23 protein-coding genes are annotated in these 26,311 nt (G+C 57.3%); 12 read left to right on the top strand and 11 right to left on the bottom strand.

Annotated features, from left to right (window positions below; translation table 11 throughout):
• Positions 1 to 9: 9 nt before the first annotated feature.
• Together KPHS_04670 and KPHS_04650 are read right to left on the bottom strand one after the other, a co-directional pair.
• Positions 10 to 1,035 carry a sugar ABC transporter membrane protein gene (locus KPHS_04670; protein ID YP_005224767.1) on the bottom strand — a complete coding sequence of 342 codons (1,026 nt, stop codon included), beginning with the start codon at positions 1,033 to 1,035 and terminating at the stop codon, positions 10 to 12.
• 10 nt (positions 1,036 to 1,045) lie between these two features.
• A complete protein-coding gene (locus KPHS_04650; RefSeq protein ID YP_005224766.1) occupies positions 1,046 to 2,548 on the bottom strand; it encodes a sugar ABC transporter ATP-binding protein in 1,503 nt (500 codons plus the stop codon).
• Here KPHS_04650 and KPHS_04660 point away from each other — a divergent pair.
• A complete protein-coding gene (locus KPHS_04660; RefSeq protein YP_005224765.1) occupies positions 2,531 to 2,659 on the top strand; it encodes a hypothetical protein in 129 nt (42 codons plus the stop codon). The genes KPHS_04650 and KPHS_04660 overlap by 18 nt on opposite strands.
• Before the next feature lie 12 nt (positions 2,660 to 2,671).
• Here KPHS_04660 and KPHS_04640 read toward each other — a convergent pair whose 3' ends face one another.
• Positions 2,672 to 3,577: a putative D-ribose transport system periplasmic binding component gene (locus tag KPHS_04640; RefSeq protein ID YP_005224764.1), complete on the bottom strand. Its 906-nt coding sequence runs from the start codon at positions 3,575 to 3,577 to the stop codon at positions 2,672 to 2,674.
• 454 nt (positions 3,578 to 4,031) lie between these two features.
• Between KPHS_04640 and KPHS_04630 the strand changes: the two genes are divergently transcribed.
• The 3 genes from KPHS_04630 (at position 4,032) to KPHS_04610 (ending at position 7,146) form a co-directional block, all read left to right on the top strand.
• Positions 4,032 to 4,562: an inorganic diphosphatase gene (locus KPHS_04630; RefSeq protein YP_005224763.1), complete on the top strand. Its 531-nt coding sequence runs from the start codon at positions 4,032 to 4,034 to the stop codon at positions 4,560 to 4,562.
• Between the two features lie 74 nt (positions 4,563 to 4,636).
• Positions 4,637 to 5,824 (top strand): hypothetical protein, encoded by a 1,188-nt coding sequence (locus KPHS_04620; RefSeq protein ID YP_005224762.1) that lies wholly within the window; start codon positions 4,637 to 4,639, stop codon positions 5,822 to 5,824.
• 155 nt (positions 5,825 to 5,979) lie between these two features.
• Positions 5,980 to 7,146 carry a hypothetical protein gene (locus KPHS_04610; RefSeq protein ID YP_005224761.1) on the top strand — a complete coding sequence of 389 codons (1,167 nt, stop codon included), beginning with the start codon at positions 5,980 to 5,982 and terminating at the stop codon, positions 7,144 to 7,146.
• A gap of 37 nt (positions 7,147 to 7,183) precedes the next feature.
• On the opposite strand, the gene KPHS_04600 is transcribed toward KPHS_04610, so the two are convergent.
• Genes KPHS_04600 through KPHS_04580 form a run of 3 tightly spaced genes read right to left on the bottom strand, consistent with a single transcriptional unit; the run spans position 7,184 to position 13,037 of the window.
• The gene (locus KPHS_04600; protein YP_005224760.1) at positions 7,184 to 7,474 is read right to left on the bottom strand and encodes a gamma-glutamylcyclotransferase; all 291 of its coding nucleotides are present in this window, start codon (positions 7,472 to 7,474) and stop codon (positions 7,184 to 7,186) included.
• A gap of 56 nt (positions 7,475 to 7,530) precedes the next feature.
• Positions 7,531 to 11,307: an autotransporter assembly complex protein TamB gene (locus KPHS_04590; protein ID YP_005224759.1), complete on the bottom strand. Its 3,777-nt coding sequence runs from the start codon at positions 11,305 to 11,307 to the stop codon at positions 7,531 to 7,533.
• Complete coding sequence (locus KPHS_04580) at positions 11,304 to 13,037, bottom strand: putative outer membrane protein (protein YP_005224758.1); 1,734 nt, start codon at positions 13,035 to 13,037, stop codon at positions 11,304 to 11,306. Before KPHS_04580 ends, KPHS_04590 begins: the two co-directional genes overlap by 4 nt.
• Before the next feature lie 208 nt (positions 13,038 to 13,245).
• On the opposite strand from KPHS_04580, the gene KPHS_04570 reads away from it, so the two are divergent.
• On the top strand, positions 13,246 to 13,884 hold the full coding sequence (locus KPHS_04570; RefSeq protein ID YP_005224757.1) for a methionine sulfoxide reductase A: 639 nt from the start codon (positions 13,246 to 13,248) through the stop codon (positions 13,882 to 13,884).
• 180 nt (positions 13,885 to 14,064) lie between these two features.
• Positions 14,065 to 15,402, top strand: coding sequence for a putative hemolysin-related membrane protein (locus tag KPHS_04560; protein YP_005224756.1), 1,338 nt, complete (start codon positions 14,065 to 14,067; stop codon positions 15,400 to 15,402).
• A 262-nt stretch (positions 15,403 to 15,664) separates the two neighbouring features.
• On the opposite strand, the gene KPHS_04550 is transcribed toward KPHS_04560, so the two are convergent.
• Positions 15,665 to 15,871, bottom strand: coding sequence for a DUF1107 domain-containing protein (locus KPHS_04550; RefSeq protein YP_005224755.1), 207 nt, complete (start codon positions 15,869 to 15,871; stop codon positions 15,665 to 15,667).
• 323 nt (positions 15,872 to 16,194) lie between these two features.
• On the opposite strand from KPHS_04550, the gene KPHS_04540 reads away from it, so the two are divergent.
• A complete protein-coding gene (locus KPHS_04540; RefSeq protein YP_005224754.1) occupies positions 16,195 to 16,752 on the top strand; it encodes a YtfJ family protein in 558 nt (185 codons plus the stop codon).
• Here the strand turns inward: KPHS_04540 and KPHS_04530 are convergent.
• A complete protein-coding gene (locus tag KPHS_04530; RefSeq protein YP_005224753.1) occupies positions 16,742 to 17,437 on the bottom strand; it encodes a 3'(2'),5'-bisphosphate nucleotidase CysQ in 696 nt (231 codons plus the stop codon). The genes KPHS_04540 and KPHS_04530 overlap by 11 nt on opposite strands.
• A gap of 239 nt (positions 17,438 to 17,676) precedes the next feature.
• On the opposite strand from KPHS_04530, the gene KPHS_04520 reads away from it, so the two are divergent.
• The gene (locus tag KPHS_04520) at positions 17,677 to 19,620 is read left to right on the top strand and encodes a 2',3'-cyclic-nucleotide 2'-phosphodiesterase (RefSeq protein ID YP_005224752.1); all 1,944 of its coding nucleotides are present in this window, start codon (positions 17,677 to 17,679) and stop codon (positions 19,618 to 19,620) included.
• Between the two features lie 54 nt (positions 19,621 to 19,674).
• Here KPHS_04520 and KPHS_04510 read toward each other — a convergent pair whose 3' ends face one another.
• The gene (locus KPHS_04510; protein ID YP_005224751.1) at positions 19,675 to 20,046 is read right to left on the bottom strand and encodes a putative transcriptional regulator; all 372 of its coding nucleotides are present in this window, start codon (positions 20,044 to 20,046) and stop codon (positions 19,675 to 19,677) included.
• 89 nt (positions 20,047 to 20,135) lie between these two features.
• On the opposite strand from KPHS_04510, the gene KPHS_04500 reads away from it, so the two are divergent.
• From KPHS_04500 to KPHS_04470, 4 genes are all read left to right on the top strand, one after another.
• Positions 20,136 to 20,984, top strand: a complete 849-nt coding sequence (locus tag KPHS_04500) for a putative oxidoreductase (RefSeq protein YP_005224750.1) — start codon at positions 20,136 to 20,138, stop codon at positions 20,982 to 20,984.
• Between the two features lie 77 nt (positions 20,985 to 21,061).
• Positions 21,062 to 21,886 carry a putative helix-turn-helix AraC-type transcriptional regulator gene (locus KPHS_04490; RefSeq protein ID YP_005224749.1) on the top strand — a complete coding sequence of 275 codons (825 nt, stop codon included), beginning with the start codon at positions 21,062 to 21,064 and terminating at the stop codon, positions 21,884 to 21,886.
• A gap of 75 nt (positions 21,887 to 21,961) precedes the next feature.
• Entirely contained in the window at positions 21,962 to 22,933 is a 972-nt protein-coding gene (locus KPHS_04480; protein YP_005224748.1) for a putative cationic amino acid transport protein, read from the top strand.
• Positions 22,934 to 23,015: 82 nt separating this feature from the next.
• Entirely contained in the window at positions 23,016 to 23,678 is a 663-nt protein-coding gene (locus tag KPHS_04470; protein YP_005224747.1) for a cell morphogenesis/cell wall metabolism regulator, read from the top strand.
• A 104-nt stretch (positions 23,679 to 23,782) separates the two neighbouring features.
• On the opposite strand, the gene KPHS_04460 is transcribed toward KPHS_04470, so the two are convergent.
• Together KPHS_04460 and KPHS_04450 are read right to left on the bottom strand one after the other, a co-directional pair.
• On the bottom strand, positions 23,783 to 25,186 hold the full coding sequence (locus KPHS_04460; RefSeq protein ID YP_005224746.1) for a D-alanine/D-serine/glycine permease: 1,404 nt from the start codon (positions 25,184 to 25,186) through the stop codon (positions 23,783 to 23,785).
• Positions 25,187 to 25,490: 304 nt separating this feature from the next.
• Positions 25,491 to 26,111: a peptidyl-prolyl cis-trans isomerase gene (locus KPHS_04450; protein YP_005224745.1), complete on the bottom strand. Its 621-nt coding sequence runs from the start codon at positions 26,109 to 26,111 to the stop codon at positions 25,491 to 25,493.
• Positions 26,112 to 26,311 lie beyond the last annotated feature (200 nt).

The raw sequence follows: 26,311 nt of genomic DNA, 5'->3' as shown, positions 1-26,311 counted from the left end.
AATGGTAAATTACGTTTTATCATGGCCGCGTACCCCTTTCAGTAAACCGATAAAGCGCGGCGACTGGACAATCAGTACGCACAGCACCACCACCGCTTTCACCACCTGGTTGAGCTCCGGCGGGAAGCCGGAGAGCAAAATCCCGGTGTTCATTCCCTGGATAATCAGCGCCCCCACCACCGAGAGCAGCAGGTTAAAGCGCCCGCCCATCAGCGAGGCGCCGCCGATGACCACCGCCAGAATGGCGTCCAGCTCAAGCCATAGCCCGGCGTTATTGGCATCCGCGCCGCGGATGTCCGCCGCCACGATGATCCCGGCGATCGCCGCGCAGACGCCGCTCAGGACATAGGCCAGCATCACCACGATGCGGGTATTGACGCCGGCGTTTTTCGCCGCGCGGATGTTGATCCCTACCGCCTCAATAAACATGCCCAGCGCCGTTTTACGGGTAAACAGCCAGAACAGCAGCAGCGTAGCGGCGGCGACGATCACCGGCGTCGGAAACAGCAGAAACGATCCGCTGCCGAGCCACGCCAGGGCCGGGGAATCAAAGGTGACGATCTGCCCGGCGGTGATCAACTGCGCCACCCCGCGCCCGGCCACCATCAGGATCAGCGTCGCCACAAAGGGCTGGATCTTAAGGACCGCCACGAGGATGCCGTTCCACAATCCGGCCAGCGCGCCCGCGGCCAGCGCGGCCAACAGCACCACCGGCAGGCTGTGCCCGGCGACGGTCATCGAGGCGGCCGTCGCGCCGGCAATCGCCATCACCGCCCCTACCGACAGGTCGATGCCGCCGGTGGCGATCACCAGCGTCATGCCAATCGCCAGCAGCGCCACCGGCGCGGCGCGGTTGAGAATATCGATCGGGCTGCCAAACAGGCGGCCATCCTGGAGCACCACCTGATAAAAATGGGGCGCCACCAGGCTGTCTACCAGCAGAACCAGCAGCAGGGCAATAATCTGCGGGGTGCCCTTCGGCCAGGTGAAGCGTCGCTTCTCCGGGCCGGTTTGCGAAAGAGATCGAGGCATCATGGGTTACTCCTTATGCCGCAATAGCGTTCATGATCGCCGGAACAGAGAGCTCGGCGAGCGGGATCTCCGCCACTTGTCGGCGATCGCGCAGGATAATGACCCGATCGGCGTAACCCACCAGCTCCTCCAGTTCAGAAGAGATAACCAGCAGCGCCAGGCCATCGGCGCAGAGGGTTTCAATCAGGCGAATAATTTCCGCATGGGCGCCGACGTCGATGCCGCGGGTCGGCTCATCGAGGATCAGGAACTGCGGTTTGGTCAGCAGCCAGCGGGAGAGCAGCACCTTCTGCTGGTTGCCGCCGGAGAGAAACTCGATCGGCTGCTCGGCGCTCGGGGTACGGATCCCCAGCTGGCGAATAAAGCGCTCGGCGATCTCATTCTGCTCCCGGCGGGGGATCGGCCGCAGCCAGCCGCGCTGCGCCTGCAGGGCGAGAACGATATTTTCCCGCACCGAGGCAGCGGCGATAATGCCGTCGGTTTTGCGATCTTCAGGACAGAAGCCGATCCCGAGGCAGGAAGCCTGATGCGGGGAGCGCAGGGTCTGAGGTTTGCCTTTGATCCACGCCTTCCCGCTGTCCGCCGTTTTAATGCCGAAGATCACCTCGGCGGTTTCCGTGCGTCCGGAACCCAGCAGGCCGGCGAGGCCTACAATTTCGCCCGGGCGGACCTGCAGGTCAAACGGGGCGATGGTTCCTTTTTTACCGTAGCCTTCAAACGCCGCTACCGGTTTATCGCTCAGCAGGGTACGGCCCGCCCGCTGCAGGGCATTGTGGTCCAGTTCGCGACCCAGCATCATTTTCACCAGCTCAATCTGCGGCAGCTCGCGGGTCTCGCGGCAGCCGACGAAGCTGCCGTTACGCAGCACGGTGATGCGGTCGCTGACCGCATAGACCTGGTCGAGAAAATGGGTGACGAAGATCAGGCTGACGCCGTTATCCCTGAGCTGGCGCATCAGGGTGAACAGCATCTCCACCTCCTGGGTATCGAGGCTGGCGGTGGGCTCGTCGAGGATCAGCACTTTGGCCGACAGGTCGATGGCCCGACAGATAGCGACGATCTGCTGCATCGCCACCGAAAAGCGGTTCAGCGGCTCGCGCACGTCGAGGGAAAAGCCGTAGGAGGCCATCAGCGCCGTCGCCCTGGCCTCCATCTCTTTACGTCGCAGCAGACCAAACCGCCGCGGCTCACGGCCGATGAACAGGTTATCCGCCACCGACATATTGGGCAGCAGGTTCACTTCCTGGTAGACGGTGCCGATCCCCAGCTGCTGGGCATGGGCGGTATTTTTGGGCGAAATAGCCTGGCCTTCCAGCCAGATAGTGCCGCGATCGGCATGGTAAACGCCGGTCAGCGCTTTGATCAGCGTCGATTTTCCGGCGCCGTTTTCGCCCAACAGGGCCATGATTTCGCCGCGCCGCAGGCTAAAGTTGACGTTATCCAGCGCCTTAACGCCGGGGAAGAATTTACTAAGTCCTTCGGTGCGAAGGATCTCCTGGTGTGCCTCGGCGCTCATAATCGATGTCACCTTCAAATGATGTCAGGTTACCCCGGGTCGCGCTTGGCTTCCCGGGGTTTCTGGAACGCTGCTTTTTACCCTCTCCCACCGGGGGGAGGGATGGAATGAGGGGCTCCCCACTCAGTAGCCCATATTTTTCTTCTTCTCTAACTCTTCTTTCGCCGTATCCGGCAGGTACAGCGTCGATTTGGTAATGGTCAGCTTCTCCGGCAGGGTGCCGTCTTTTTTGTATTTCTCCAGCGCATCAAACGCCGGGCCGGCCATATTTGGCGTCAGTTCGACGCTGGCGTTGGCTTCTCCGGCGATCATCGCTTTATAGATATCCGGCACGCCGTCGATGGAGCCGGTCAGAATATCTTTGCCCGGCTTCAGACCAGCTTCTTTAATGGCCTGGATGGCGCCGATGGCCATATCGTCGTTATGAGCGAACACCATGCAGATGTTTTTGCCGTTATTCTCAGCTTTGATAAAGCTCTCCATGACCTCTTTCCCTTTACTGCGGGTGAAGTCGCCGGACTGGGAGCGGATAATTTTGATATTCGACGCTTTGGCAATCGCGTCGGCGAAGCCTTTCTTACGATCGATGGCCACGCTAGCCCCAACGGTGCCCTGCAGTTCAACGACGTTACACGGCTTACCGTCGACGGTTTTCACCAGCCAGTCGCCAATCAGCTGGCCTTCCAGCACGTTGTTGGCGGTCACGGTGGTCATGTAGAGATCTTTATCTTTAACATCAATGGAACGGTCGAGGAGGAAAACCGGGATCTTGGCCTCTTTCGCCTCTTTCAGCACCGGTTCCCAGCCGGTGGCCACCACCGGCGCAATGAAGATCGCGTCGACCCCTTGAGCAATAAAGGAACGCACTGCTTTGATCTGGTTTTCCTGTTTTTGCTGACCATCAGCGATCTTCAGGGTGATACCGCGCTTGGCGGCCTCCTCTTTCGCGACGCTGGTTTCCGCCGCACGCCAGCCGGATTCAGAACCGACCTGCGAAAAACCTACGGTTAGCGGGGCAGCTATCGCCATAGACGACATAGCTGCGGAAACTGCTGTGACAAGAAGTAAGCGCTTCCACATAAGGGTATCCTCGTAGGGTTATTGTTGGTTAAAGTCTCACCTGCGGACAAACTATAGACAATCGGTGATGTAACTGAATGCGTTACATCACACTTCAAAAAAGTAAATGAGATGTTAATGCCGGCCCTACTTCCCAGCGGAGAGCCGATAAGGCTTCGCAGGGAGCGCGGCTGTTGCGGTTTATGACGTTTTTTTAAGCAGTATGATAAATCAATCACATGCAATGAAAACGGTTACATAAATTTATTCATGATGTGGCTATGTTTATGGATTTTCATGTCATTATTACGCGAAAAATTCGGAGCACTCTGCGGCGATATCGGGAAAAAGAAGCGAAGACTTTCGATGTGAGTTGGCTATAATACCGAGCACTTGTTTGCCATACATTTTAAAGGAAACAGACATGAGCTTACTCAACGTACCTGCGGGCAAAGATCTGCCGGAAGACATCTACGTCGTGATCGAAATCCCGGCGAACGCAGATCCTATCAAATACGAAGTCGACAAAGAGAGCGGTGCACTGTTCGTTGACCGTTTCATGTCCACGGCAATGTTCTATCCGTGCAACTACGGCTACATCAACCACACCCTGTCCCTGGACGGCGACCCGGTTGACGTGCTGGTCCCGACTCCGTACCCGCTGCAGCCGGGCTCCGTGATCCGCTGCCGTCCGGTTGGCGTTCTGAAGATGACCGACGAATCTGGTGAAGATGCGAAACTGGTTGCCGTACCGCACACCAAGCTGAGCAAAGAATACGATCACATCAACGATGTGAACGACCTGCCGGAACTGCTGAAAGCCCAGATCACTCATTTCTTTGAGCACTACAAAGATCTGGAAAAAGGCAAGTGGGTTAAAGTCGACGGTTGGGATAACGCGGAAGCGGCGAAAGCCGAAATCGTTGCCTCTTTCGAGCGCGCTAAGCAGAAGTAATTCTGTCTCAGGCAGGGTCATCCCCTGCCTGATTGCGGCACGGATAGCCGCGATAACACCATGGAGGGTGTCCCGTGAAAAGCGTTCGCTATTTCACCCTTAACTTTTCTGGCTTCACGACCGCCGCCTGTGAAAAACAGGGGTATCTGCGTCTTATCGCCGGCGACCATGTCTTTTATACCGATAAACGCTATTTTAACGACCCCTCGCTTTTTGACCGCCTGACGATCAATCAGCCTCTGCACCTTGGCGTCCGCCGCCTGGACAACGGCAGTTACTGGATCCACTGGCTCAGCGATGGCGAAACGCTCCTTGAGCCCAGTCAACGGGTAAAGCGCTGGGCCCGGCCGCTGCTGATTATCAGCCTGCTGACGCTCATCGTCGCTCTTATCCCGCTCGTGATGAGCACCTCAGAATGGGGAAGGTTCGGCTTCGGCATTATCGCGATACTGGCCTTCATCGCGTTGTTAACCGGCCTCTGCGAGCTACTGTTCCACCGGGCGCTAAAAATGCACCCCGCCATGCGCGATCTGTTGGCGAAGATGGCGCAGGCCCGCCGCCGCGACTTTTCCTTTTGCCAGCCGCTACCGACTACGGCGCAAACCCTCCGCCAGTCGGCGAAGCCTTTTACGCAAGCCCTGCCGGAACGCTATGCCGTCCGGACGGGAAAAATTAGCAATATCATTTTTAAGAAATGGTTCGCGGGGAACCCAACGCGGGAATACCATGGCGTTGGGATACAATGCGACACGGCGCCGCTGGCCTTCTTCTGGCAGAACGGCTTCGCCAACTTCGGCCTACATCCCTTTTTTTACCGCCGTCAACCGCCCTTTCTCGCTATCGGCGATCGGATAGTCGTCGTCTACCAACGGAAAGATAACGACGTCCAGGCGTTATACAACGTCAGCGACGGGGGCGCTTTTCTGAAAAATCATCCCTGTTATCCCGGTGATCGGCAAATGTCGCTAGTCTATAACCTGTTTTATGGCATGGTGCTGGTGATTTACCTCCTCATACTCGGCATGTCGCTAAATAACCCATACAAACCAGCCAGGGGATTTGGGTGGTTAATTCAGGATTCACTGGACATGCTGTCCCTATTATTACTCAGTTTCGGCGGGATCCTGGCGGTACTGGAGTTGATTGGCCCGACGGCCTGGTTATTGTCACACCGGGTGGCTGACTGGATGAAGATGCGCTCGGCGATGCGGCACTACCTGCAGGGAGCGGCCCGCCATACCGCGCTCGAGGAGATCATGTAATGTTCAGCACCCCAACACGACGATTATTATTCCTCGCGCTGACGACGTTGGCTTCCGCGATGTGGCTGGCGAAGGATCATCTCCCGCTCTGGTAAGGAGTGGGTCGGCAACGCGTGATACGTAAAACACCATCATTTCATCAAGGAAGGAACCTTGTGAAACAGACCCATTATTTCACCGTGAATTTTACCGGCTTCACCACTGCCGCCTCGGAAGAGCAAAGCTATTTACGCCTCATTGCAGGCGAGCATGCCTTTTATACCGATAAACGCCATTTTAAAGACCCCTCGCTTTTTGACCGTCTGAGGCTCGGCCAGCCGCTACATATCGGCACTTGCCGCCTAAAGGATGGCAGTTACTGGATCCACTGGTTAAGCGATGGCCACATTTTGCTCGAACCTTCCCGGCAGCCGCTGAGTATTAAAAAGCTTCTTCGACCTGTCGGCTTGGTCTTTTTTGTTTGCTTGATCATTCTCGCTTGTGCTCCATGGTTGGATATTTTTTTATTATTATGTTTTATCACAATGTTGGTGAATCCCTTCGGCATCTTCTCTTTTTGCTCTTGCAATTTCTCACTCAGGTTACGTGTTCTCAATGCGAAAATGCAGCGAACGAAGCAAGGCGATATTTCATTCTGTCAGCGTCTGGAAATTCTACCCGCTACTTCTGAAAGGCATCCACCATCGGCCAACAACGAGATAGCGCTGCCAAAAGAATTTGCGCTTGAAGAAGGCGTGATTCTGAATAGTTATTATCAAATATGGTTCGCTACGAGGGTAAGGCCTTATTTTATCAAAGAAGGCGCCTGTTTTCAGCTGGCGACTCGTCACTCGTTTTTTTCAGCGCGCTTGACCTGGCTGAGCGATGCCCTGAATAATCGTTGTCGCCCGCCATTTCTTGCCGATGGGGACTGGGTTATCGCCGCACGCCGGCATGGATACGATGATCTTCAGGCGTTATACAATGTCAGTGATGGCAGTGTTTATTTAAAAAATAGCCCCTTTCATCCCGGCAATCAGCAGATGGCATCAATTTATAAAATCGCGTACGGCCTCGTACTCATAGTGATGTTTTTTACGCTCACCATCAAACTGCACGACCCCATGCTTAATCTGGGCAGTTGGCCATTTTATCGTGAAATGCTTACCAGGCTGACAGGCACCCTGCTCCCGATTAACCTGCTGTTAATAGTGATGGAGTTTGTCCGTATGATTGCCCATCCCCTGTCACGTCGGGTGGCCGGTAGAGTGAAGGTACATCAGGCCATATTACGTTATGCCAGACGTCAGGGCGCCAGAATGACGCCATGGGAACTGAAGTAATAAAAAACAACGCCACCCGAAGGTGGCGCTGTCGTGGTTAATACTGGTCGCGATCCAACCAGTTGCCGTTCGCTATCAACGTACAACCCTCAACGGAACGTTGATAGACATACATCCATGCGCTGCCGTAAGGCGTCTGAATCAGGTGGCGCGCATACTCGCCCCCCTTGGTGCGCAGCGCATCCAGTTCGGCCAGCGTCGATGCATCAATACGATAAACTTCACCATGTACTGTGCCTTCGCCGGGCACCGCGCCTGGATAGTGGCCCAGGCTGTACAGCTGATAATCGTCGACACTATGAGCGCCCAGCCACTGGGCGTTGGTCATCCAGTGGCTGTTGCCTTGTTTGCGTCGTAAACTGCCGTAAACAAATATTCGCATTGCTAAAACTCAAACTGATAGAGCAAATCGAGCGCCTGGTCGATGCCAGACACCGCTTCCACATATAGCTTAGGCATCAGGCGATAACGTAAAGTCAGCGTCGCCAGGGAATCGAAGATACCGACCCCGTATTTTACCTGCAGACCCGGCAGTACATAGCCGCTGACCACCACCTGGGAAGAATCGCCTACCCCTTCGGTGTCCAACGCCAAGTTGCTTACGCCAAACGTCTCGCCGATTTTACCCACAACCTGACCACTTTGTGCAACCCCCATACCAATAAGCATTGAGGTCATCGCGGCGCTATCGCTCTGACCACTACTCAAACCCTGGCCGCGCAGCAGATAAGACAGCGCTTCCTGCTGGGACATAACCGGATCAGAGAAGATCTCCGCTTTCGGCTGATCGGCGGAGCCAGTGACGCGAACGCCGGCGATCACATCGTCTTCGGTGGCATCCGGGTTACGAATCGCTTCGATATTCAGCAACGGCTGATCCGGCGGACCGGAGAACAGCAGCTCCCCTTTGCGGACAATCAAGTCCTGACCATAGGCGTGGAAACGGCCGTCCGGAATATTAATCTGCCCGTTGAGGCCCAGCCCCTGCTTGTCCTGCGCCACTTTCAAATCACCGGTCAGACGCGCTTTCAGGCCGAAGGCTTCCAGACGAACGTTGTTGCCGACGTGAATGGTCAGGTTGCTGTTGATCGGGATGCTGGCGCTCTGCTGCTTAATCGGCTTGAGGTTTTTATCCAGCATCACTTCATCAGAGGAGACACCGACCGCGCTCTCCGGCACCTCGTTGACCACGATCCGCGCCCAGGGCACATCCACTTTGCCGTCGAGATTGAACAGGCTTGGCGTGGCGGTAAACACCACATCCGGCGATACATCGAGACGCACCATCGGCGGCACCGTGATCCGCACCCGGCTGCCTTTCGCCGCAATTTGCGCCCGCCAGTTATCGATCTGCGTCCAGTCGGCGTTACCGCTGAGGGCGATTTGCCCCTGGCGGGTGTTCACCGTCCCCTGCAGGGTCGAGCGCGTGCCGTTGAAGTTCATCGCCAGCTGGCTCGGCTGCATATCAAACGGCATAAAGTTGCCGTCGATATCCACCCCGCTCAGCTGCATCTGGCCGAACAGCTGCGGACTTTTCACATTGCCGCCCAGACGCAGACGGGCGTTGAGCCTTCCCTCTGCCTTTTCACCACGAGCGAAAATCGGGTTGATCATCGCCAGCGAGAAGTTGCTGATATTGACGTTGCCGCCGAGATTACGCCGCCCCTGCGGGTCGGTAACCTGCACTTGCCCATCCAGTTGACCATTGTTGGTCAGGCGGATAAGCCAGCCCAGCTCGGCGCGATTGTTGTGCAGGTCGGCGCTGAGGTTCAGCGTATCGAACGCCACCGGCAACGGCGCGTCGTTGACGACCTGGGTCACCTTGACGTTGCGCCCGCTGAGGGTCACTTTGCCCTGCGGCAGTCCCTCTTTGGTGGTGTCCCAGCTCACATCGGCATTACCAGTAAACACGCCGCTGGCCTGGGTCGCCTCCGGCATAAACGGCTTGAGCATCGCCAGATCGAAGCGGTTGAGATTCACCCGCGCCCGTCCGCTGGCGCCCGCGTCAATGGTTTCAGGCACGCAGAGCTCGGCGTTCGGGTTGGTCCAGCAGTGTGGCCCGATGCTGATTTTCTGCTCCAGATTGCGATAGTCCAGCGCAATGCTGCGCGTCAGCGCTACCGGCCCCACCGGCGTCTGGAAGCGGGTATCGCTCAGCGAGCCTTTCCAGCGTTCGGCCTGACGATCGAAGCTGCCTGCCAGCGCCAGCTGGCCGGAAACCGGCTCGCCCTGCACGCGCAGCCGCAGCTCATGCTGTTTCTCTGTACCTTTGGCATTGAGCTGCACCAGGCTGATATTGACCCCCGGCTGGCTGATGCGATCCACCCGCACGTCCAGGTTACCGCCAATCTGATCGGTGGATTTCACATCCCCTTTGACGTTGACCTGGGCGATGGTCAGCTCCTGCCAGCGCAGCGCCCGGGCGGTGATATCGGCCAGCAGCTGCGGCGCATCGACTGTGCCGCGCACTTTTACCAAGCCCTTCGCCGTCCCGCCGAGCCCCGGCAGCGCATTATCCAGGTGCGGCGCATCGATGGTGGCGTCGAGATTAAGATCCTTCACCCCCAGCTCGCCTTTGATATCAGCGCTGTTCGGGCCTAACGCCAGATGCAGTCCCGGGATTTTCCACTGCAGATAGCTGTTACCCTGCAGCGAGCCCGCCACATCCACTTTGTTCTGCTTCACGTTGCCGGTAATTTTCAGCTCCGGCACCGACATCTGCCAGCTGCCGCCGTACAGGCTGCCCTGGGTCTTGATCCGGCCGTTAAGCTTCGACGGCCAGTCCGGCACCTCTTTGGCGGTGTTGATGCCGTCGAGGGTCAGCTCGCCGCGCCAGCTGATCGCCTGCTGCCAGTCTAGCAGCGCCTTCAGCTCGGTTTTCCCTTCCAGGGCATTGACCGTCAGCTTGTCGAGATTGATCTGCCGTTCATTGCCTTTGGCGTTGAGGGCGATTTTCGCCGGCGGCAGCGATTGACCTTTCACCGCGGTGGAGAAGGCCAGCGCATAGTCGGTCATTTTGCCGCTGAACTTCAGCTGGACATCGTCGGCCTGAAACTGCTTCTCGCCGCTGAACGGCCAGGCGAGCTGCTTACTCTTCAGCTCCATATTGAGCGGCAGCCCTACCTCCGCCAGCTGCGCATCCGCGCGCAGCGTGGCCGCGACCGGCCCGCTTAAGTCCACTCCGACTTTGAGCGTTTTACGCACTTCGCCGCCCACCTTCAGCTGCACCTTCTCCCCTTTCATCGGGTCGACGTTCAGGGTTCCGGCGAGGGTAATGTCCACCGGCCAGTTATCCTGCAGCTGCGCGCTGCCCGAGGCGCTAACCTTGCCCTGATCGGAGTCGATATCAAGGGCGTCGAGCTTCATCTGGCCGTCAATACTGCTGACTTTCAGCAGCAGGTTATACACGGTGATATCGGTATCGCCGGTCAGGCGCAGCTGCTCGCCGCGGAACGCCTGAATATTGAGGTTCAGCGGCAGATGGACATCGGTCATCGCCGGCAGCACCGGCTGCGAGAAGAGGTCGGTCATCGTCTCGCCGAGCGGTTTTTCCTGCGGCTGCGGGTTGTCAATTTTCGGCTCAACCACCTGCTCCTGCGCCACTTTCGCCACCTTAGGCAGGGCGATCAGCAGCCCCTGCAGCGAGGTCGGCGTCAGGGTCAGATTTTTCTCCTGCCAGTTCAGGCCGGTGGAAAAGTCGCGTACGGAGACCGCGGTATCATCGATTTTGACGTTGACGTTATGCAGCGCGACGCGGCTGAGGGTGATCGGATAAGGAGTGGAGAGATTCAGCGGCCCGCTGTCCTCTTCCTCGACCGGCGCTGAGGGCGGCATCTTCTTGGTATCGACGGCGACGTAAATATCGCGCAGCGCGATGTCGTTTACGCACAGGCTGCTGTCCCACAGGCAGCGCAACCTGACGCTGAGGTGAAACTGACCGGCGGTCACCGCCACGCCGGGCTGTTCGTAGCGAACATTATCGAGGGTTAAATCACGCCAGCCACCGGTCACTTTGCCGATTTCCAGCCCCGGTACCCAGCGATCCGCCGCTTTGAACACCAGATGCAAGCCGGTGGTGGTCCCCACCAGGAACCCGACGGTGCCCAGCAGGAGCACCAACACGATTAAGACGCCGAGGCTTATCTTCTTCCATAAACTCATAATTCAGGCCCCAGACCGATGTAAAACTGTAAACCATGCTCTTCTTTGTCGCCGATCGGCCGGGCGATATCCAGCTTGATCGGCCCCACCGGCGACTGCCAGCGCACGCCCACCCCGGCGCCGGTTTTGAAATCGCTCTCGCGAATATCGCTGACCGCTTCGCCGCTATCGACAAACACGGCGCCCCACCATTTACCACTGACGTTGTACTGATACTCCAGCGAGCCGGTGGCCAGCTTCGAGGCCCCGATCAGCTTGCCGTCATCGTCCTTCGGCGAGATAGATTTGTATTTATAGCCGCGAATACTGCGATCGCCCCCGGCGAAAAAACGCAGATCTGGCGGCACCTTGTCAAAGTTGTCCGCTTCGATCCAGCCAAGGTTGCCGCGCACCACAAAGCGGTGGCGGTCATAGAGGGTACGGATCCAGACGTCCTGGGCCTGCATCACGATGAAGTTGATGTCCGAGCCCCACATGGTGTTGGAGTAGTCCACCGAGTAGCGCTGGGAATCGCCCCAGGTAGGCATCAGGCCGCCGCGGGAGCGAGTGCGGTTCACCGAGACCCCAGGATAAATCAGCATGGTGGTGTTGGTGACGTTCGCCTGGGTAAAGTGATCCAGGCTCCAGCGCAGGTTAATCGCTCGCTGCCAGCCGCTCGACATCTCCCAGAAACGCGAGACACCCAGGGTGGTAGAGTCGGCCTGGGTATCATTGAGGTCGGTACGCTTAAAACCGCCCTGCATCAGATAATACTGTTCGAGGGGGCTCTTCAGCAGTGGGACTTTATAGGTAAAGTCGAACTGCTGCTCCGGGGCGGAGAGGCTGACGCTGGAGGTCAGGCTGTGGCCATACGAGTTGACCCATGGTTTTTTCCACGTGGCTTTCACCCGCGGACCGACGTCTGTGGAATAGCCGACCCCGGTTTCCACGGTGTTCTCTTTGCGAGGCGAGACAACGCCCTGCAGAGGCAGCACCTTGGTTTTCCGCGACTTAGCAAAATCAGGCGCCACCACCACCGAACTGAACCAGCCGGTCGCCGCCAGGCGGCGGTTTAGCTCGGCCAGGTCCTGTGAGGTGTAGTAGTCGCCCTCTTTAAACGGCACGAGGTTTTGCAGGTATTCATCGCGGATTTGCGAGCCAGAGAAAGTGACGTGGCCAAAGCGATAGCGTTCGCCGCTGTCGTAATCGATATCCCAGAACGCCTGATGACGGTCGAGGGAGACCCCGAGCTGGCTCTTAAGAAACTCGCTGTCAAAGTAGCCTTTGCGCAGGGCGACGCGGGTCAGCGAGCTCTTGAAGCCGTCATAATCCCCGTGGTTGAGCACCGTCCCGATGGCCGGGCGCGTTTTCAGCAGCGCCAGGTAGTCGCTATCGGTGCGGGCGCCGCCGCGCAGAATCACCTCGGTTCCGCCAATGCGCACCGGTTCTCCCGGGGTCACTTTGGCGATCAGCACCTGACGTCCCCTTTTCGGCGGCGGACGCAAATCAAATTCAATCGTCGGCTCGTAATAACCCAGCGCTTTCAGGCCTTCGCGAATGGCGTCATCGACGCGCGCGCGAAAGCGACGATCCGGCGTGACTTCATCGCTCTGGATGGTGGAAAGCTGGGCGCGAACGTTTTTCTCCAGCTCCCCGGATAATCCCTCAACCTGCAAACGCACATTCGCTGCGCTGGCGACCCCGCTGACCAGCAAAAGGCTGGTGACACATAACTGGCGGATTTTTAGCACATTTTCTCCTGAATATCCCTGTTTCCTCTACAGGAAACACTGGCGCCGCTCCACGGCTTAACAAAACCCTAACAACATAGGGTTGAAAAAGTGGCAATAACCCAAATAATTCTTATGTATTAATCTAGACGTATTACGCGTATTTATTGTGTTAAAAGACACGCTTCGTTACAACCTTAACGACGATTTCTGTATTGAGAGGCCAACCGTGAGTCTATTTGATAAAACGCATCTTGTCGCCCAGGCGGATGCGCTGCCTGGACGCAATACCCCCATGCCAGTGGCGACGCTCCACGCAGTTAACGGCCACTCGATGACCAACGTCCCGGCGGGGATGGAAGTGGCGCTGTTCGCCATGGGCTGCTTCTGGGGAGTTGAGCGCCTGTTCTGGCAATTGCCGGGGGTTTACAGCACCGCCGCAGGTTACACTGGCGGCTATACGCCCAATCCGACCTATCGCGAAGTGTGCAGCGGCCAGACCGGTCACGCGGAAGCGGTACGCGTAGTTTATGATCCGCAGGTGATTAGCTATGAGCAGTTATTGCAGGTGTTCTGGGAAAACCACGATCCGGCGCAGGGTATGCGACAGGGTAACGACCACGGCACCCAGTACCGCTCGGCGATTTACCCGCTGACCCCGGAACAGACGGAGGCGGCAAAGGCCAGCCTCGCGCGCTTCCAGGCGGCGATGAACGACGCGCACGATACCCGTCACATCACCACCGAGATCGCCACCGCCAAACCGTTCTACTATGCCGAGGACGATCACCAGCAGTATCTGTATAAAAATCCGCACGGCTATTGCGGCATCGGCGGCATTGGCGTCTGCCTGCCGCCTCAGGCGTAATTCTGATTTCCGCCTCAACAGCGAGGCGGTCAATGAACGCTCTGGCGGCTTTACATTCCCTTACGCTATACTAGCCAGTGTGACAGCCGGTCCAGCGCCTTCGGACCGGTTTTTTATGTATTCCACATTTGAGTTATCAACTTCCCTTCCGAGGATCTGGCCTCAACGGTCAGAAAAGATATGTTAAACAGTATTTTAGTAATACTCTGTCTGATAGCCGTCAGTGCGTTTTTTTCGATATCGGAAATTTCACTGGCCGCCTCACGTAAAATCAAACTGAAACTGCTGGCCGATGAAGGCAACGTCAACGCACAGCGGGTGCTGAAGATGCAGGAGAACCCGGGCACCTTCTTTACCGTCGTGCAGATTGGCCTCAACGCCGTCGCCATTCTTGGCGGTATTGTGGGCGACGCGGCTTTCTCACCGGCGTTTCATAGCCTGCTCAGCGGGTATTTGTCGCCGGAGCTCTCCGAGCAGCTGAGCTTCATCATCTCTTTTACCCTGGTCACCAGCTTGTTCATCCTGTTTGCTGACCTGACTCCGAAACGCATCGGTATGATTGCGCCCGAAACAGTGGCCCTGCGCATCATCAACCCGATGCGCTTCTGCCTGTTAGTCTTCCGCCCGCTGGTGTGGTTGTTTAACGGCATGGCCAACATGATCTTCCGCATCTTCAAACTGCCGATGGTGCGGAAAGACGATATCACTTCCGATGATATATATGCCGTGGTCGAGGCCGGCGCGCTGGCCGGGGTGCTGCGCAAGCAGGAGCATGAGCTAATTGAGAACGTGTTCGAGCTGGAGTCCCGCACCGTTCCTTCCTCCATGACCCCGCGTGAAAGCGTCATTTGGTTTGATTTGCACGAAGACGAGCAGAGCCTGAAGAATAAAGTGGCCGAACATCCGCACTCGAAGTTCCTCGTCTGTAATGAAGATATCGACCACATTATCGGTTACGTCGATTCAAAAGATCTGCTGAACCGCGTGCTGGCGAACCAGAGCCTGGTGCTGACCGGCGGCGTACAGATCCGCAACACGTTGATCGTGCCGGACACCCTGACCCTGTCGGAAGCGCTGGAAAGCTTCAAAACCGCCGGGGAAGACTTCGCGGTGATCATGAATGAATACGCGCTGGTGGTCGGGATCATCACTCTCAACGACGTAATGACCACCCTGATGGGCGACCTCGTCGGCCAGGGGCTGGAAGAGCAGATTGTCGCCCGCGATGAAAACTCGTGGCTGATCGATGGCGGTACGCCGATTGATGACGTGATGCGCGTGCTGGATATCGACGAGTTCCCGCAGTCCGGGAATTACGAGACCATCGGCGGCTTTATGATGTTTATGCTGCGTAAAATCCCCAAACGCACCGACGCGGTGAAGTTCTCCGGCTATAAGTTTGAGGTCGTGGATATCGATAACTACCGTATCGACCAGCTGCTGGTGACCCGCATCGATAACAAGCCAACGGTGCTGGTGCCGAAGCAGGCGGAAACGGCGGAAAGCCAGAACGCCTGAGCGTAATCTTTTCTCTCTCCTAAGGGCGGATGACCATCCGCCCTTTTTTATGGCCCAAATGGTTATCCCACACTCCCACTTAACAAAATTGCTTTATCGGTGGGCTACAGCGATCCGGTCTATTTCACCCGCTTGTTTCGTAAACATAACGGCATCCCACCGGGCGAATATCGCAAACGCTATGCGGAAATGAAGGGCTAAAAACATCAACGGCTCCCATCGGGAGCCGTCTTTTACCTACTACGTACTGCTACGTGCCAGGCTATGCCATCTCAGTTTGCAGACGCAACACCTGACGATTGACTTCGGACATCACTGACAGATGCAGCTTGTCCTTGACCTTCGGGATAAGGATTTTGCCCTTATCAAATTCAAATGCGCCAACGTCCTTGATGTACAACCGTCCACGAAACAGGATCTTCACGTACTTCGCCACTTGCAGCGGATTGTAGCGTTGGAAAATTTTCATTCTTCTCTCCTGCCAGGGTTACGCTCTTGTGGTGCCACAGTTAGCCCACGTCTTGGGAGCGCAAATTTTAATGCCCTAAAACTATAGTCCAGAATCTCAGAGGGACCCAGTATGTATAAGTTTATTTACCCTTTGATGACAATAATTCAGAATTTTCGTTTCAGACATACGATGAAGTAAGTATAAGTCGCCGTTTTACGACTAATTTGTGCGTCAACACGCAAACTGGCATCCTCATTGCGGGTAATCACCGTCAATCGCACTTATGATTAAACGAGACCAAGTGGTCGGATCACCTGCATAAAAATGATTAAGGATTGCGCATGACCCTACGTAGCATACTGGCCGCCTCGTTACTGCTTCTCCCGCTGCTGGCCACAGCGCATAACTTCGTCGACGGCCAGCGCGTGGCGCCCGTTGGCGTCGCGGATCGGGGAGAGCTTATTCTGGATAAGGATAAGTTTAGCTATAAAAACTGGAATAGCGCCCAGCTGGCGGGAAAAGTGCGCGTGGTCCAGCACATCGCCGGACGCTCGTCAGCAAAAGAGAAGAATGCCAACCTGATCGAGGCGATTAAAGCGGCGGGCTTCCCGCACGATCGCTATCAGACCACCACCATTGTAAACACTGACGACGCCATCCCGGGCACCGGGATGTTTGTACGCAACAGCATTGAAAGTAATAAAAAGCTCTTCCCATGGTCGCAATTTATCGTCGACAGCAACGGCCTGGTGCGGAAGGCCTGGCAGCTGGACGAGAAGAGCTCAGCGATCGTGGTGCTGGATAAGAACGGGCGTGTGCAGTGGGCTAAAGACGGCGCCCTCACCCAACAAGAGGTGCAGCAGGTGATCGACCTGCTGCATAAATTGCTTAATAAATAGAGACCCGGAAGCCGGGGTTAAGGAAGGATTCACGCGGCGTGTAGTCGAGGGTTTTCCCCTGCCAGTCGTGAACATGCGCCCCGGCGGCCACCGCGACCGCATGGCCGGCGGCGGTGTCCCAGGTGCTGGTCGGCCCGAAGCGCGGATAGAGCTGGGCCTGACCTTCCGCCACCAGGCAGAATTTCAGCGACGAACCGATTGAGGTGGTCTGGTGTTCGCCAAGTTGCTCAAGATACTCCTGCAGCTCCGGATCGTTGCTATGGGAGCGGCTAATCACCACCAGCGGCGGACGGGCATCGCGGACCTGGATCTGCTTGCGTACGCCGCACTCTTCTTTCCAGGCTTTGCCATTTTGCGCGCTGTACATCACCTTCATCACCGGCGCATAGACAACGCCCAGCGTCGGCTTGCCGTTTTCAATCAGCGCGATATTGACGGTGAATTCGCCGTTACGCTTAATAAACTCTTTGGTGCCGTCCAGCGGGTCGACCAACCAGTAGCGCTGCCAGTGCTGGCGCACTTCCCAGGACGGCGGGTCCTCCTCGGAGAGGATCGGGGTATCCGGATCCAGCGCCTGCAGGCCGCTGACAATGACTTTATGCGCTGCGATATCCGCCGCCGTGACCGGAGAATCATCTTTCTTGCTGGCGACGTTGATCGGCTGGTTTCCATCGTAGACTTCCATGATGGCATCGCCCGCATTCCGTGCAAGCTGACATACTTGTTCTAACATTCTCCACCTCGTCTGGTTACAGTGGCGTTAACTCGTTGTTTTATTTATATCGCATCACCGCGAGTTCCGCTATCTGTGATAACGATGGCGGTTTCTCTGCCCGCTTTTCTGGCAAGATTCACATTTCTGTAAGCAACAGAATATAAATACATTTTCTTCTGTGCTATCGCTCATAAAAAAGGACGCCTCTGATGATTAAGTTTAGCGCAACGCTCCTGGCCACGCTGATCGCCGCCAGCGTCAACGCCGCGACGGTCGACCTGCGGATCATGGAAACCACCGATCTGCACAGCAATATGATGGACTTCGACTATTACAAAGATGCCGCCACGGAGAAATTCGGCCTGGTGCGTACCGCCAGCCTGATCGAACAGGCGCGGGCAGAAGTTAAAAACAGCGTGCTGGTGGATAACGGGGATGTGATCCAGGGGAGCCCGTTAGGCGACTATATGGCGGCAAAAGGGCTCAAAGAGGGCGATGTACATCCGGTGTATAAGGCGATGAACACCCTGAATTACGCCGTCGGCAACCTGGGCAACCATGAGTTCAATTACGGTCTCGACTTCCTGCACAAGGCGCTGGCCGGGGCGAAGTTCACCTACGTGAACGCCAATATCATCGATGCCAAAACCGGCAAACCGATGTTTACGCCGTACCTGATCCAGGATACCCGGGTCGTGGACAGCGACGGTCAAATCCACACCCTGCGCATCGGCTATATCGGCTTTGTGCCGCCGCAGATCATGACCTGGGATAAAGCCAATCTTAACGGCAAGGTGACGGTCAATGACATTACCGAAACCGCGCGCAAATATATCCCGGAGATGCGGGCGAAAGGGGCTGATGTGGTGGTAGTGGTCGCTCACTCCGGCCTCTCCGCCGACCCGTATCAGGCGATGGCCGAGAATTCGGTTTACTACTTAAGCCAGGTGCCCGGCGTGGACGCCATTATGTTCGGCCATGCCCACGCGGTGTTCCCGGGTAAAGACTTCGCCAACATCAAAGGCGCGGATATCGCCAAAGGGACGCTGAACGGCGTACCGGCGGTGATGCCGGGAATGTGGGGCGATCATCTCGGGGTGGTCGATCTGGTGCTAAATAACGACAGCGGTAAATGGCAGGTAACTCAGAGTAAAGCGGAAGCGCGGCCAATCTATGACGCGGTGGCGAAGAAATCACTGGCGGCCGAAGATGGCAAGCTGGTGGCGGTGCTGAAAGCCGATCATGACGCCACTCGCGAATTCGTCAGCAAGCCGATCGGCAAGTCCGCCGACAACATGTACAGCTATCTGGCGCTGGTGCAGGACGACCCGACGGTGCAGGTGGTCAACATGGCGCAGAAAGCCTACGTCGAACACTATATTCAGGGCGACCCGGATCTGGCGAAGCTGCCGGTGCTCTCCGCCGCCGCGCCGTTTAAAGTCGGCGGGCGTAAAAACGATCCGGCGAGCTTTGTCGAAGTGGAGAAAGGCCAGCTCACCTTCCGCAATGCCGCCGACCTCTATCTCTACCCCAACACCCTGGTGGTGATGAAGGTCAGCGGGAAAGAGGTTAAGGAGTGGCTGGAATGCTCTGCCGGACAGTTTAACCAGATCGATCCCGCCAGCAGCAAGCCGCAGTCGCTGATCAACTGGGACGGCTTCCGCACCTACAACTTCGACGTCATTGACGGGGTGAACTACCAGATCGACGTCACTCAGCCGGCCCGCTACGACGGCGAATGTCAGATGATCCATCCGCAGGCAGAGCGTATTAAGCACCTGACCTTCAATGGAAAACCGGTTGATCCGCAGGCTACTTTCCTGGTCGCGACCAATAACTATCGCGCTTACGGCGGCAAATTCGCCGGCACCGGTGAGAGCCATATCGCCTTCGCCTCACCGGATGAAAACCGTTCGGTGCTGGCGGCATGGATTGGCGCGCAATCGAAGAAGGAAGGCGCGATCCATCCGGCGGCGGATAACAACTGGCGTCTGGCGCCGATCCACAGCAACACGCCGTTGGATATTCGTTTTGAGACCTCGCCTGGCGACAAAGCCGCGGCGTTTATCAAAGAGAAAGCGCAGTATCCAATGCGCCAGGTGGCCACCGATGATATCGGCTTCGCCATTTATCAGCTGGATTTGAGCAAGTAATGCCTGTTCCCCGGCGGCGCTGCGCTTACCGGGGCTACAGGGAGTGATACATTTTCACTCCCCGTGGTTAGCCAGCACCGAGGGCAGATTAACCTCGATCCAGTCCGCCAGGGCGGCCACCTTCTCGCTCACCTGCAGGCCGAGCGGCGTCAGGCTATATTCAACGTGCGGGGGCACCACCGGATAAGAGACGCGGTCGATAAAACCATCCTGCTCCAGCGCCTGCAGCGACTGCGCCAGCATCTTTTCGCTGACCCCGCCCATCTTACGGCGCAGATCGCTGAAACGGTGGGTTCCCTCGCGCAGCGCCACCAGAATCAACACGCCCCAGCGGCTGGTGACATGTTTAAGCACATCGCGCGACGGGCACTGTTCCGCAAACAAATTGCCGGTGCGCAATTTCTCGCTCAGCGTCGGTTCGGCCATTTCACACTTACCTTTTTGTACGTACTTACTAAAAGTTAGTTAAGGTGGTAGCTTACCACAACTGCCAATAAATACGAAGGAGAAGACCCATGATCGCTCTTACCGGTGCCACCGGCCAGCTTGGCCACTACGTTCTGCAAGACCTGCTTAACACCGTCCCTGCCAGCCAGATTGTGGCGATTGTCCGCAACCCGGCCAAAGCCCAGGCGCTCAGCCAGCAGGGCGTGGTTGTCCGCCAGGCCGACTACAGCGACGAAGCGGCGCTGACCGCCGCGCTGCAGGGCGTGGATAAACTGCTGTTAATCTCCTCCAGCGAAGTCGGCCAGCGTGCTGTACAGCACCGCAACGTCATTAACGCCGCCAAAGCCGCCGGGGTAAAATTCATCGCCTATACCAGCCTGCTGCATGCCGACACTTCGCCGCTGGGTCTGGCCGCAGAGCATATCGAAACCGAGCAGATGCTGGCCGACTCTGGTATCGCTTACGCCCTGCTGCGTAACGGCTGGTATACCGAAAACTATCTGGCCAGCGCGCCGCCGGCGCTGGAGCATGGCGTGTTTATCGGCGCCGCCGGCGAGGGTAAAATCGCCTCCGCCACCCGCGCCGATTATGCCGCCGCTGCCGCCCGCGTTATCGCCAGTGAGGGTCATGAAGGCAAAATTTACGAACTGGCGGGTGATAACGCCTGGACGCTGAGCGACCTGGCTGCCGAGCTGAGCAAGCAAAGCGGGAAAAACGTGGTCTACCAGAACCTCAGCGAAGCCGATTTCGCCGCCGCGCTGAAAAGCGTCGGCCTGCCGGCCGGGCTTGCCGATATGCTGGCGGATTCCGATGTCGGCGCGTCGAAAGGCGGACTGTTTGACGACAGCCGCACCCTGAGTACGCTGATCGGCCGCCCGACCACCTCCCTTGCCGAGAGTGTAAAAGGCATTCTGTAACCGCCCCTCTCAGCTTTTGCGGTTGCGTCCCGGCGGTTCCTCTCCCATATTGAAGGGATAACCGTCGGGAGGCAGGCATGCAGGGCGTACCACTCCAATTTAGTGATGAAAAAGACCGCGCGCGCTTTCGCCATCTCGAACAGCTGCCCGGGGTGGAGCTTTACCACGCCCATATATCCCGCTACGCCTTTGAACCCCATACCCACGAAGCCTTCGGCATCGGCGTGATTGAGCAAGGCGCGGAGCGCTTTCGCTACCGCGGCAGTCAGCATATTGCCGCCGCAAACTCAATTGTCACCATGAATCCCGACGAGCTGCACACCGGCGAAGCGGAAACCGCCGACGGCTGGCGCTACCGGATGATTTATCTGGAGCCGGACCGTCTTGAAGCCATCACCGGGGTGCGAGACTGGTGGTTCAGCGAGGTGGTCCGCGAGGATCCTCTACGTTCCCGACAGATTGGCCAGCTGATTTATGGCCTGTGGCATAGCGACGATCCGCTGGCCCAGCAGGGACTGCTGCTCGACCTCATCGACGCCTTCCGCCCTCTGGCCCACCATGCCTCTGCGCAAGGTGAGGCCGGGCATCGCTTTGACCGCGTGCGCGACTACCTGCACGATAACTATATGCGTCCCATCACCCTCGACGAGCTGGCGCAGGTGGCGGCGCTGAGCCCGTACCACTTTCAGCGCCAGTTTAAAGCCCACTATCACGTAACGCCCCATCAGATGCTGATGGCCATCCGTCTGTGGCGCGCCAAAGCGTTCCTCACCCACGGCATGCCCGCCGCCGAAGTGGCGATAGCCGTCGGCCTCACCGACCAGTCCCACCTGACCCGCGCCTTCACCCAGCGTTACGGCATTACGCCGGTGCGCTATCAGAAGCAGGTCGCCAGGCGCTAATGCGCAATCTCATACAATATTCCTGCCCGGCCCCCTTCTACACTGCAGACAACGGTAATGACAACGGATGCAATGATGATTAGTGGTGTGTTATACGCCCTGCTGGCGGGGCTGATGTGGGGTTTAATTTTCGTCGGGCCTTTGCTGGTGCCAGAGTATCCGGCGATGCTGCAGTCGATGGGACGCTATCTGGCGCTGGGCCTGATCGCCCTGCCGCTGGCGTGGCTCGGGCGCGCGCGACTGCGCCAGTTGAGCCGGCACGACTGGTGGACCGCGCTGGGCCTGACAATGATGGGGAACCTTATCTATTACGTCTGCCTGGCCAGCGCCATTCAGCGCACCGGGGCGCCGGTTTCCACCATGATTATCGGCACGCTGCCGGTGGTACTGCCGGTGTTCGCCAATCTGCTCTACAGCCAGCGCGACGGGAAGCTGCCGTGGCGGCGCCTGTTTCCGGCGCTGATCTGCATCGCCGTGGGCCTGATCTGCGTTAACGTCGCGGAGCTGCGTCAGGGGCTGCCGAATTTTAGCCCGTGGCGCTACGGCTCCGGCATTGCGCTGGCGCTGGGATCGGTGGTCTGCTGGGCCTGGTATGCCCTGCGCAACGCCCGCTGGCTGCGGGAGAACCCGCATCAACCGCCAATGATGTGGGCTACCGCTCAGGCGCTGGTGACGCTTCCGGTTTCGCTGGCCGGCTATCTCGCCGCCTGCGCCTGGCTGCACGGTCAGCAGGCCGGGTTTCCCCTGCCCTTCGGCCCGCGTCCTGCGGTGTTTATTACGCTGATGCTGGCCATCGCGGTGCTCTGCTCATGGGTCGGCGCGCTATGCTGGAATATTGCCAGCCAGCGGCTGCCGACGGTGATCCTCGGCCCGCTTATCGTCTTCGAAACCCTGGCCGGACTGCTGTATACCTTCCTGCTGCGGCAAAGCTTACCGCCGCTGCTGACCCTGAGCGGGATCCTGCTGCTGGTGCTCGGCGTGGTCTCTGCCGTACGCGCCAGACCGGAAAAACCGATGCTGCAGCCGCTGGCGGACGAAAAAAAGTAGCCTCGCCTCCTTAAGGGGTATTCCCTCGCCAAAAAGATGCATTTAAAATACATCTTATATTCCTGATGACGAGGTAACTGCTATGGCTTTCCGTGACCAACCTTTAGGCGAGCTGGCGCTGACCATCCCGCGCGCCTCCGCCCTGTTCCGTCAATACGATATGGATTACTGCTGCGGCGGCAAACAGACCCTGGCGCGCGCCGCGTCGCGCAAAGCGCTGGATGTCGCGGTGATTGAAGCCGAGCTGGCGAAACTGGCCGAACAGCCTCTCTCCCGCGACTGGCGCGCGGCGCCCCTCGCGGAGATTATCGACCATATCATCGTTCGCTATCACGACCGGCACCGTGAACAGCTGCCGGAGCTGATCCTGCAGGCCACCAAGGTTGAACGCGTCCATGCCGATAAACCGAACGTGCCGAAAGGACTGACTAAGTACCTGACCATGCTGCATCAGGAGCTTTCCAGCCACATGATGAAAGAGGAGCAGATCCTGTTCCCGATGATCAAACAGGGAATGGGCGCCCAGGCCGGGGGGCCGATCAGCGTGATGGAAAGCGAGCATGATGAAGCGGGTGAACTGCTGGAAGTCATTAAGCACATCACCCACAACGTGACGCCGCCGCCGGAAGCCTGTACCACCTGGAAGGCGATGTATAACGGTATCAACGAGATGATCGACGATCTGATGGAACACATCAGCCTGGAAAATAATGTGCTGTTCCCGCGCGCCCTCGGCGGAAAGTAAAGAAAAAGGCGCCCGCGGGCGCCCTCGACATTGTCCGTCTTATTTGGCCACTCCGGGTGGTCTTTTTTATGACGGGCCGTTGCAAGCAACGTTAAAATTTTCGTTTATTTCGCCAGCCGTTTTTTGCCGGCAAACAGCCAGCCCGCGCCCAGCAGCACAAACCACAGCGGGGTGACCATCAGCGCTTCACGGGTATCGTCTTCCAGGGTCAACAGCACCAGCACAAAGACGAAGAAGGCCATGCACACCCAGCACATGACTTTACCCAGCGGCATCTTGTAGCTCGACTTCTCATGCAGCTGAGGGCGGTTTTTGCGATACGCCAGGTAAGAGCAAAGGATGATGGTCCAGACGAACATAAACAGGATCGCCGACACCGTGGTGATCATGGTGAAGGCGGCAATCACGCTCGGGTTGACCATCAGCATCACCACCCCGCCCAGCAGACACATGCAGGAGAAGGTTAAGCCCTTCGCCGGCACCGCACGCTTCGACAGCTTGGCGAACATCTTCGGCGCCTGACCATCCTGCGCCAGACCGAACAGCATACGGCTGGTAGAGAACACGCCGCTGTTGGCCGAGGAGGCCGCGGAGGTCAGCACCACGAAGTTGATCAGGCTCGCCGCCGCCGGCAGACCAACCAGCACGAACAGCTCAACGAACGGGCTCTTGCTCGGCACCACGGAGCTCCACGGCGTCACCGACATAATCACAATCAGCGCGAAGACGTAGAACATAATGATACGCAGCGGGATGGAGTTAATCGCCCGCGGCAGGGACTTTTCCGGGTCTTTGGTTTCGGCGGCGGTGGTACCCACCAGCTCAATCCCCACGAAGGCAAACACCGCAATCTGGAAGCCGGCGAAGAAGCCGCTCAGCCCTTTCGGGAACCAGCCGCCGTCATTCCACAGGTGGGCGAAAGAGGCTTCGACCCCGGTCGGCGATTTGAAATGCATCATCACCATTACCAGGCCGACCACGATCAGCGCCACGATGGCGACAATTTTGATCATCGCGAACCAGAACTCCATTTCGCCAAACATCTTGACGGTGGCCAGGTTCAGGCCCAGCAGCAGCAGGATCACCGCCAGCGAGGCGACCCAGTCGGAGAGTCCGGGAAACCAGAACTGCGCGTAGGCGGTGATGGCGACAACGTCCGCCATCCCGGTCACTACCCAGCAGAACCAGTAGGTCCAGCCGGTAAAGTAGCCCGCCCACGGCCCCAGCAGATCGGCCGCGAAGTCGCTAAAGGATTTATATTCGAGGTTCGACAGCAGTAATTCGCCCATGGCACGCATCACGAAAAACAGCATAAAACCGATAATCATATAAACAAAGATAATGGATGGTCCGGCAAGGCTGATGGTTTTGCCAGAACCCATAAATAACCCGGTGCCGATCGCTCCGCCAATCGCGATCAGCTGAATATGTCGGTTTGTGAGATTTCGCCGTAGCGATTGTTCAGTCGGCTCCTGCTCGACAGCAGCGACTTTAACCTGATCTACCATGTGATTTCTTCCTGTTGTACCTGTCTGTGTTGTTCAGGCTCTGATGGCCCGTCGTCTGTCATTAACCCCAGCAAGGGCTAGTCGATATTAGGTAAGAATCGGAGGGATGAATACTATGATTTAGATATAATGTTAATTTTATGTTTAAAGTGAGTGTTATATCACTCATCTAACGCGAAATATCTCACAAAAATACACCCATACGTGATGAATGCAAAACATAATTCCAATTAATTTTTAACTTAAGGATTTTACGCTATTTTTATGGCTTCCCCTGCCGCGGGGAAGAGGAAGCCGCTGCTGTTTAGATAATGTCCAGCAGTTCAACTTCGAAGATCAGGGTGCTGAACGGAGGAATCGATGCGCCAGCGCCGCGCTCACCGTAGGCGAGGTTGTGCGGGATCGTCAGTTCCCATTTGGAACCTACCGGCATCAGAGTCAGCGCTTCAATCCAGCCGCCGATCACGCCGGTCACCGGGAATTCAGCCGGTTCACCGCGAGCAACGGAGCTGTCGAAGACGGTGCCGTCGATCAGTTTGCCAGTGTAGTGCACGCGAACGCGGTCAGTACGCGCCGGGATCGGGCCTTCGCCCTGGGTCAGTACGCGGAACTGCAGACCAGACTCGGTGCTGTTCACACCCTCTTTCTCGCGGTTTTCATCAAGGTATTTTTGGCCGTCAGCGGCCATGGCCTGAAAACGCTCGCGACGCACAGCGTCAGCACGCTCGTGGATTTCACGCAGCGCGCGGTGAACGGCTTCCACCGGCACCTGCGGCTGGTTACCTTCCAGCGCATCGGCGATACCCGCCACCAGCGCTTCCGGCAGCAGCCCCTGCAGGCCGGATTCGCTCAGCTGTTGTCCAACCTGCAAGCCGATACCGTAACTTGCCTGCGCTTCGATAGTGTCAAAAGTTGGGGTTGCCATCGTTGTTCCTTTTTGGGTGATAAACATCAAGATAAAAGCGTGCGAAAGCATAACAGCCATAGCGAAATGGGTAAAACTTTGTCGGCGGATGATGACAAATCTCAGCGAAAAAGAAACAATAGGCGGCAGCAGGTTAACTTCACTTTGTTCCGGTCATCAGGACGTTAGCCATCTATACTCATGAGCAGGATATAAATATG

It is taken from the genome of Klebsiella pneumoniae subsp. pneumoniae HS11286 (assembly GCF_000240185.1).
Lineage (GTDB): Bacteria > Pseudomonadota > Gammaproteobacteria > Enterobacterales > Enterobacteriaceae > Klebsiella > Klebsiella pneumoniae.
Note: the sequence above shows the minus strand (reverse complement) of the source record. Positions and strands in the feature narration are given on the sequence as shown.

What these genes read in the sequence shown, in the direction of transcription:
- KPHS_04670 (YP_005224767.1), bottom strand. Translation starts at nt 1,035, where the DNA reads ATGATGCCTCGATCTCTTTCGCAAACCGGCCCGGAGAAGCGACGCTTC.
- KPHS_04650 (YP_005224766.1), bottom strand. Translation starts at nt 2,548, where the DNA reads ATGAGCGCCGAGGCACACCAGGAGATCCTTCGCACCGAAGGACTTAGT.
- KPHS_04640 (YP_005224764.1), bottom strand. Translation starts at nt 3,577, where the DNA reads ATGGCGATAGCTGCCCCGCTAACCGTAGGTTTTTCGCAGGTCGGTTCT.
- KPHS_04630 (YP_005224763.1), top strand. Translation starts at nt 4,032, where the DNA reads ATGAGCTTACTCAACGTACCTGCGGGCAAAGATCTGCCGGAAGACATC.
- KPHS_04600 (YP_005224760.1), bottom strand. Translation starts at nt 7,474, where the DNA reads ATGACCAACGCCCAGTGGCTGGGCGCTCATAGTGTCGACGATTATCAG.
- KPHS_04590 (YP_005224759.1), bottom strand. Translation starts at nt 11,307, where the DNA reads ATGAGTTTATGGAAGAAGATAAGCCTCGGCGTCTTAATCGTGTTGGTG.
- KPHS_04560 (YP_005224756.1), top strand. Translation starts at nt 14,065, where the DNA reads ATGTTAAACAGTATTTTAGTAATACTCTGTCTGATAGCCGTCAGTGCG.
- KPHS_04550 (YP_005224755.1), bottom strand. Translation starts at nt 15,871, where the DNA reads ATGAAAATTTTCCAACGCTACAATCCGCTGCAAGTGGCGAAGTACGTG.
- KPHS_04540 (YP_005224754.1), top strand. Translation starts at nt 16,195, where the DNA reads ATGACCCTACGTAGCATACTGGCCGCCTCGTTACTGCTTCTCCCGCTG.
- KPHS_04530 (YP_005224753.1), bottom strand. Translation starts at nt 17,437, where the DNA reads ATGGAAGTCTACGATGGAAACCAGCCGATCAACGTCGCCAGCAAGAAA.
- KPHS_04520 (YP_005224752.1), top strand. Translation starts at nt 17,677, where the DNA reads ATGATTAAGTTTAGCGCAACGCTCCTGGCCACGCTGATCGCCGCCAGC.
- KPHS_04510 (YP_005224751.1), bottom strand. Translation starts at nt 20,046, where the DNA reads ATGGCCGAACCGACGCTGAGCGAGAAATTGCGCACCGGCAATTTGTTT.
- KPHS_04500 (YP_005224750.1), top strand. Translation starts at nt 20,136, where the DNA reads ATGATCGCTCTTACCGGTGCCACCGGCCAGCTTGGCCACTACGTTCTG.
- KPHS_04490 (YP_005224749.1), top strand. Translation starts at nt 21,062, where the DNA reads ATGCAGGGCGTACCACTCCAATTTAGTGATGAAAAAGACCGCGCGCGC.
- KPHS_04480 (YP_005224748.1), top strand. Translation starts at nt 21,962, where the DNA reads ATGATTAGTGGTGTGTTATACGCCCTGCTGGCGGGGCTGATGTGGGGT.
- KPHS_04470 (YP_005224747.1), top strand. Translation starts at nt 23,016, where the DNA reads ATGGCTTTCCGTGACCAACCTTTAGGCGAGCTGGCGCTGACCATCCCG.
- KPHS_04460 (YP_005224746.1), bottom strand. Translation starts at nt 25,186, where the DNA reads ATGGTAGATCAGGTTAAAGTCGCTGCTGTCGAGCAGGAGCCGACTGAA.
- KPHS_04450 (YP_005224745.1), bottom strand. Translation starts at nt 26,111, where the DNA reads ATGGCAACCCCAACTTTTGACACTATCGAAGCGCAGGCAAGTTACGGT.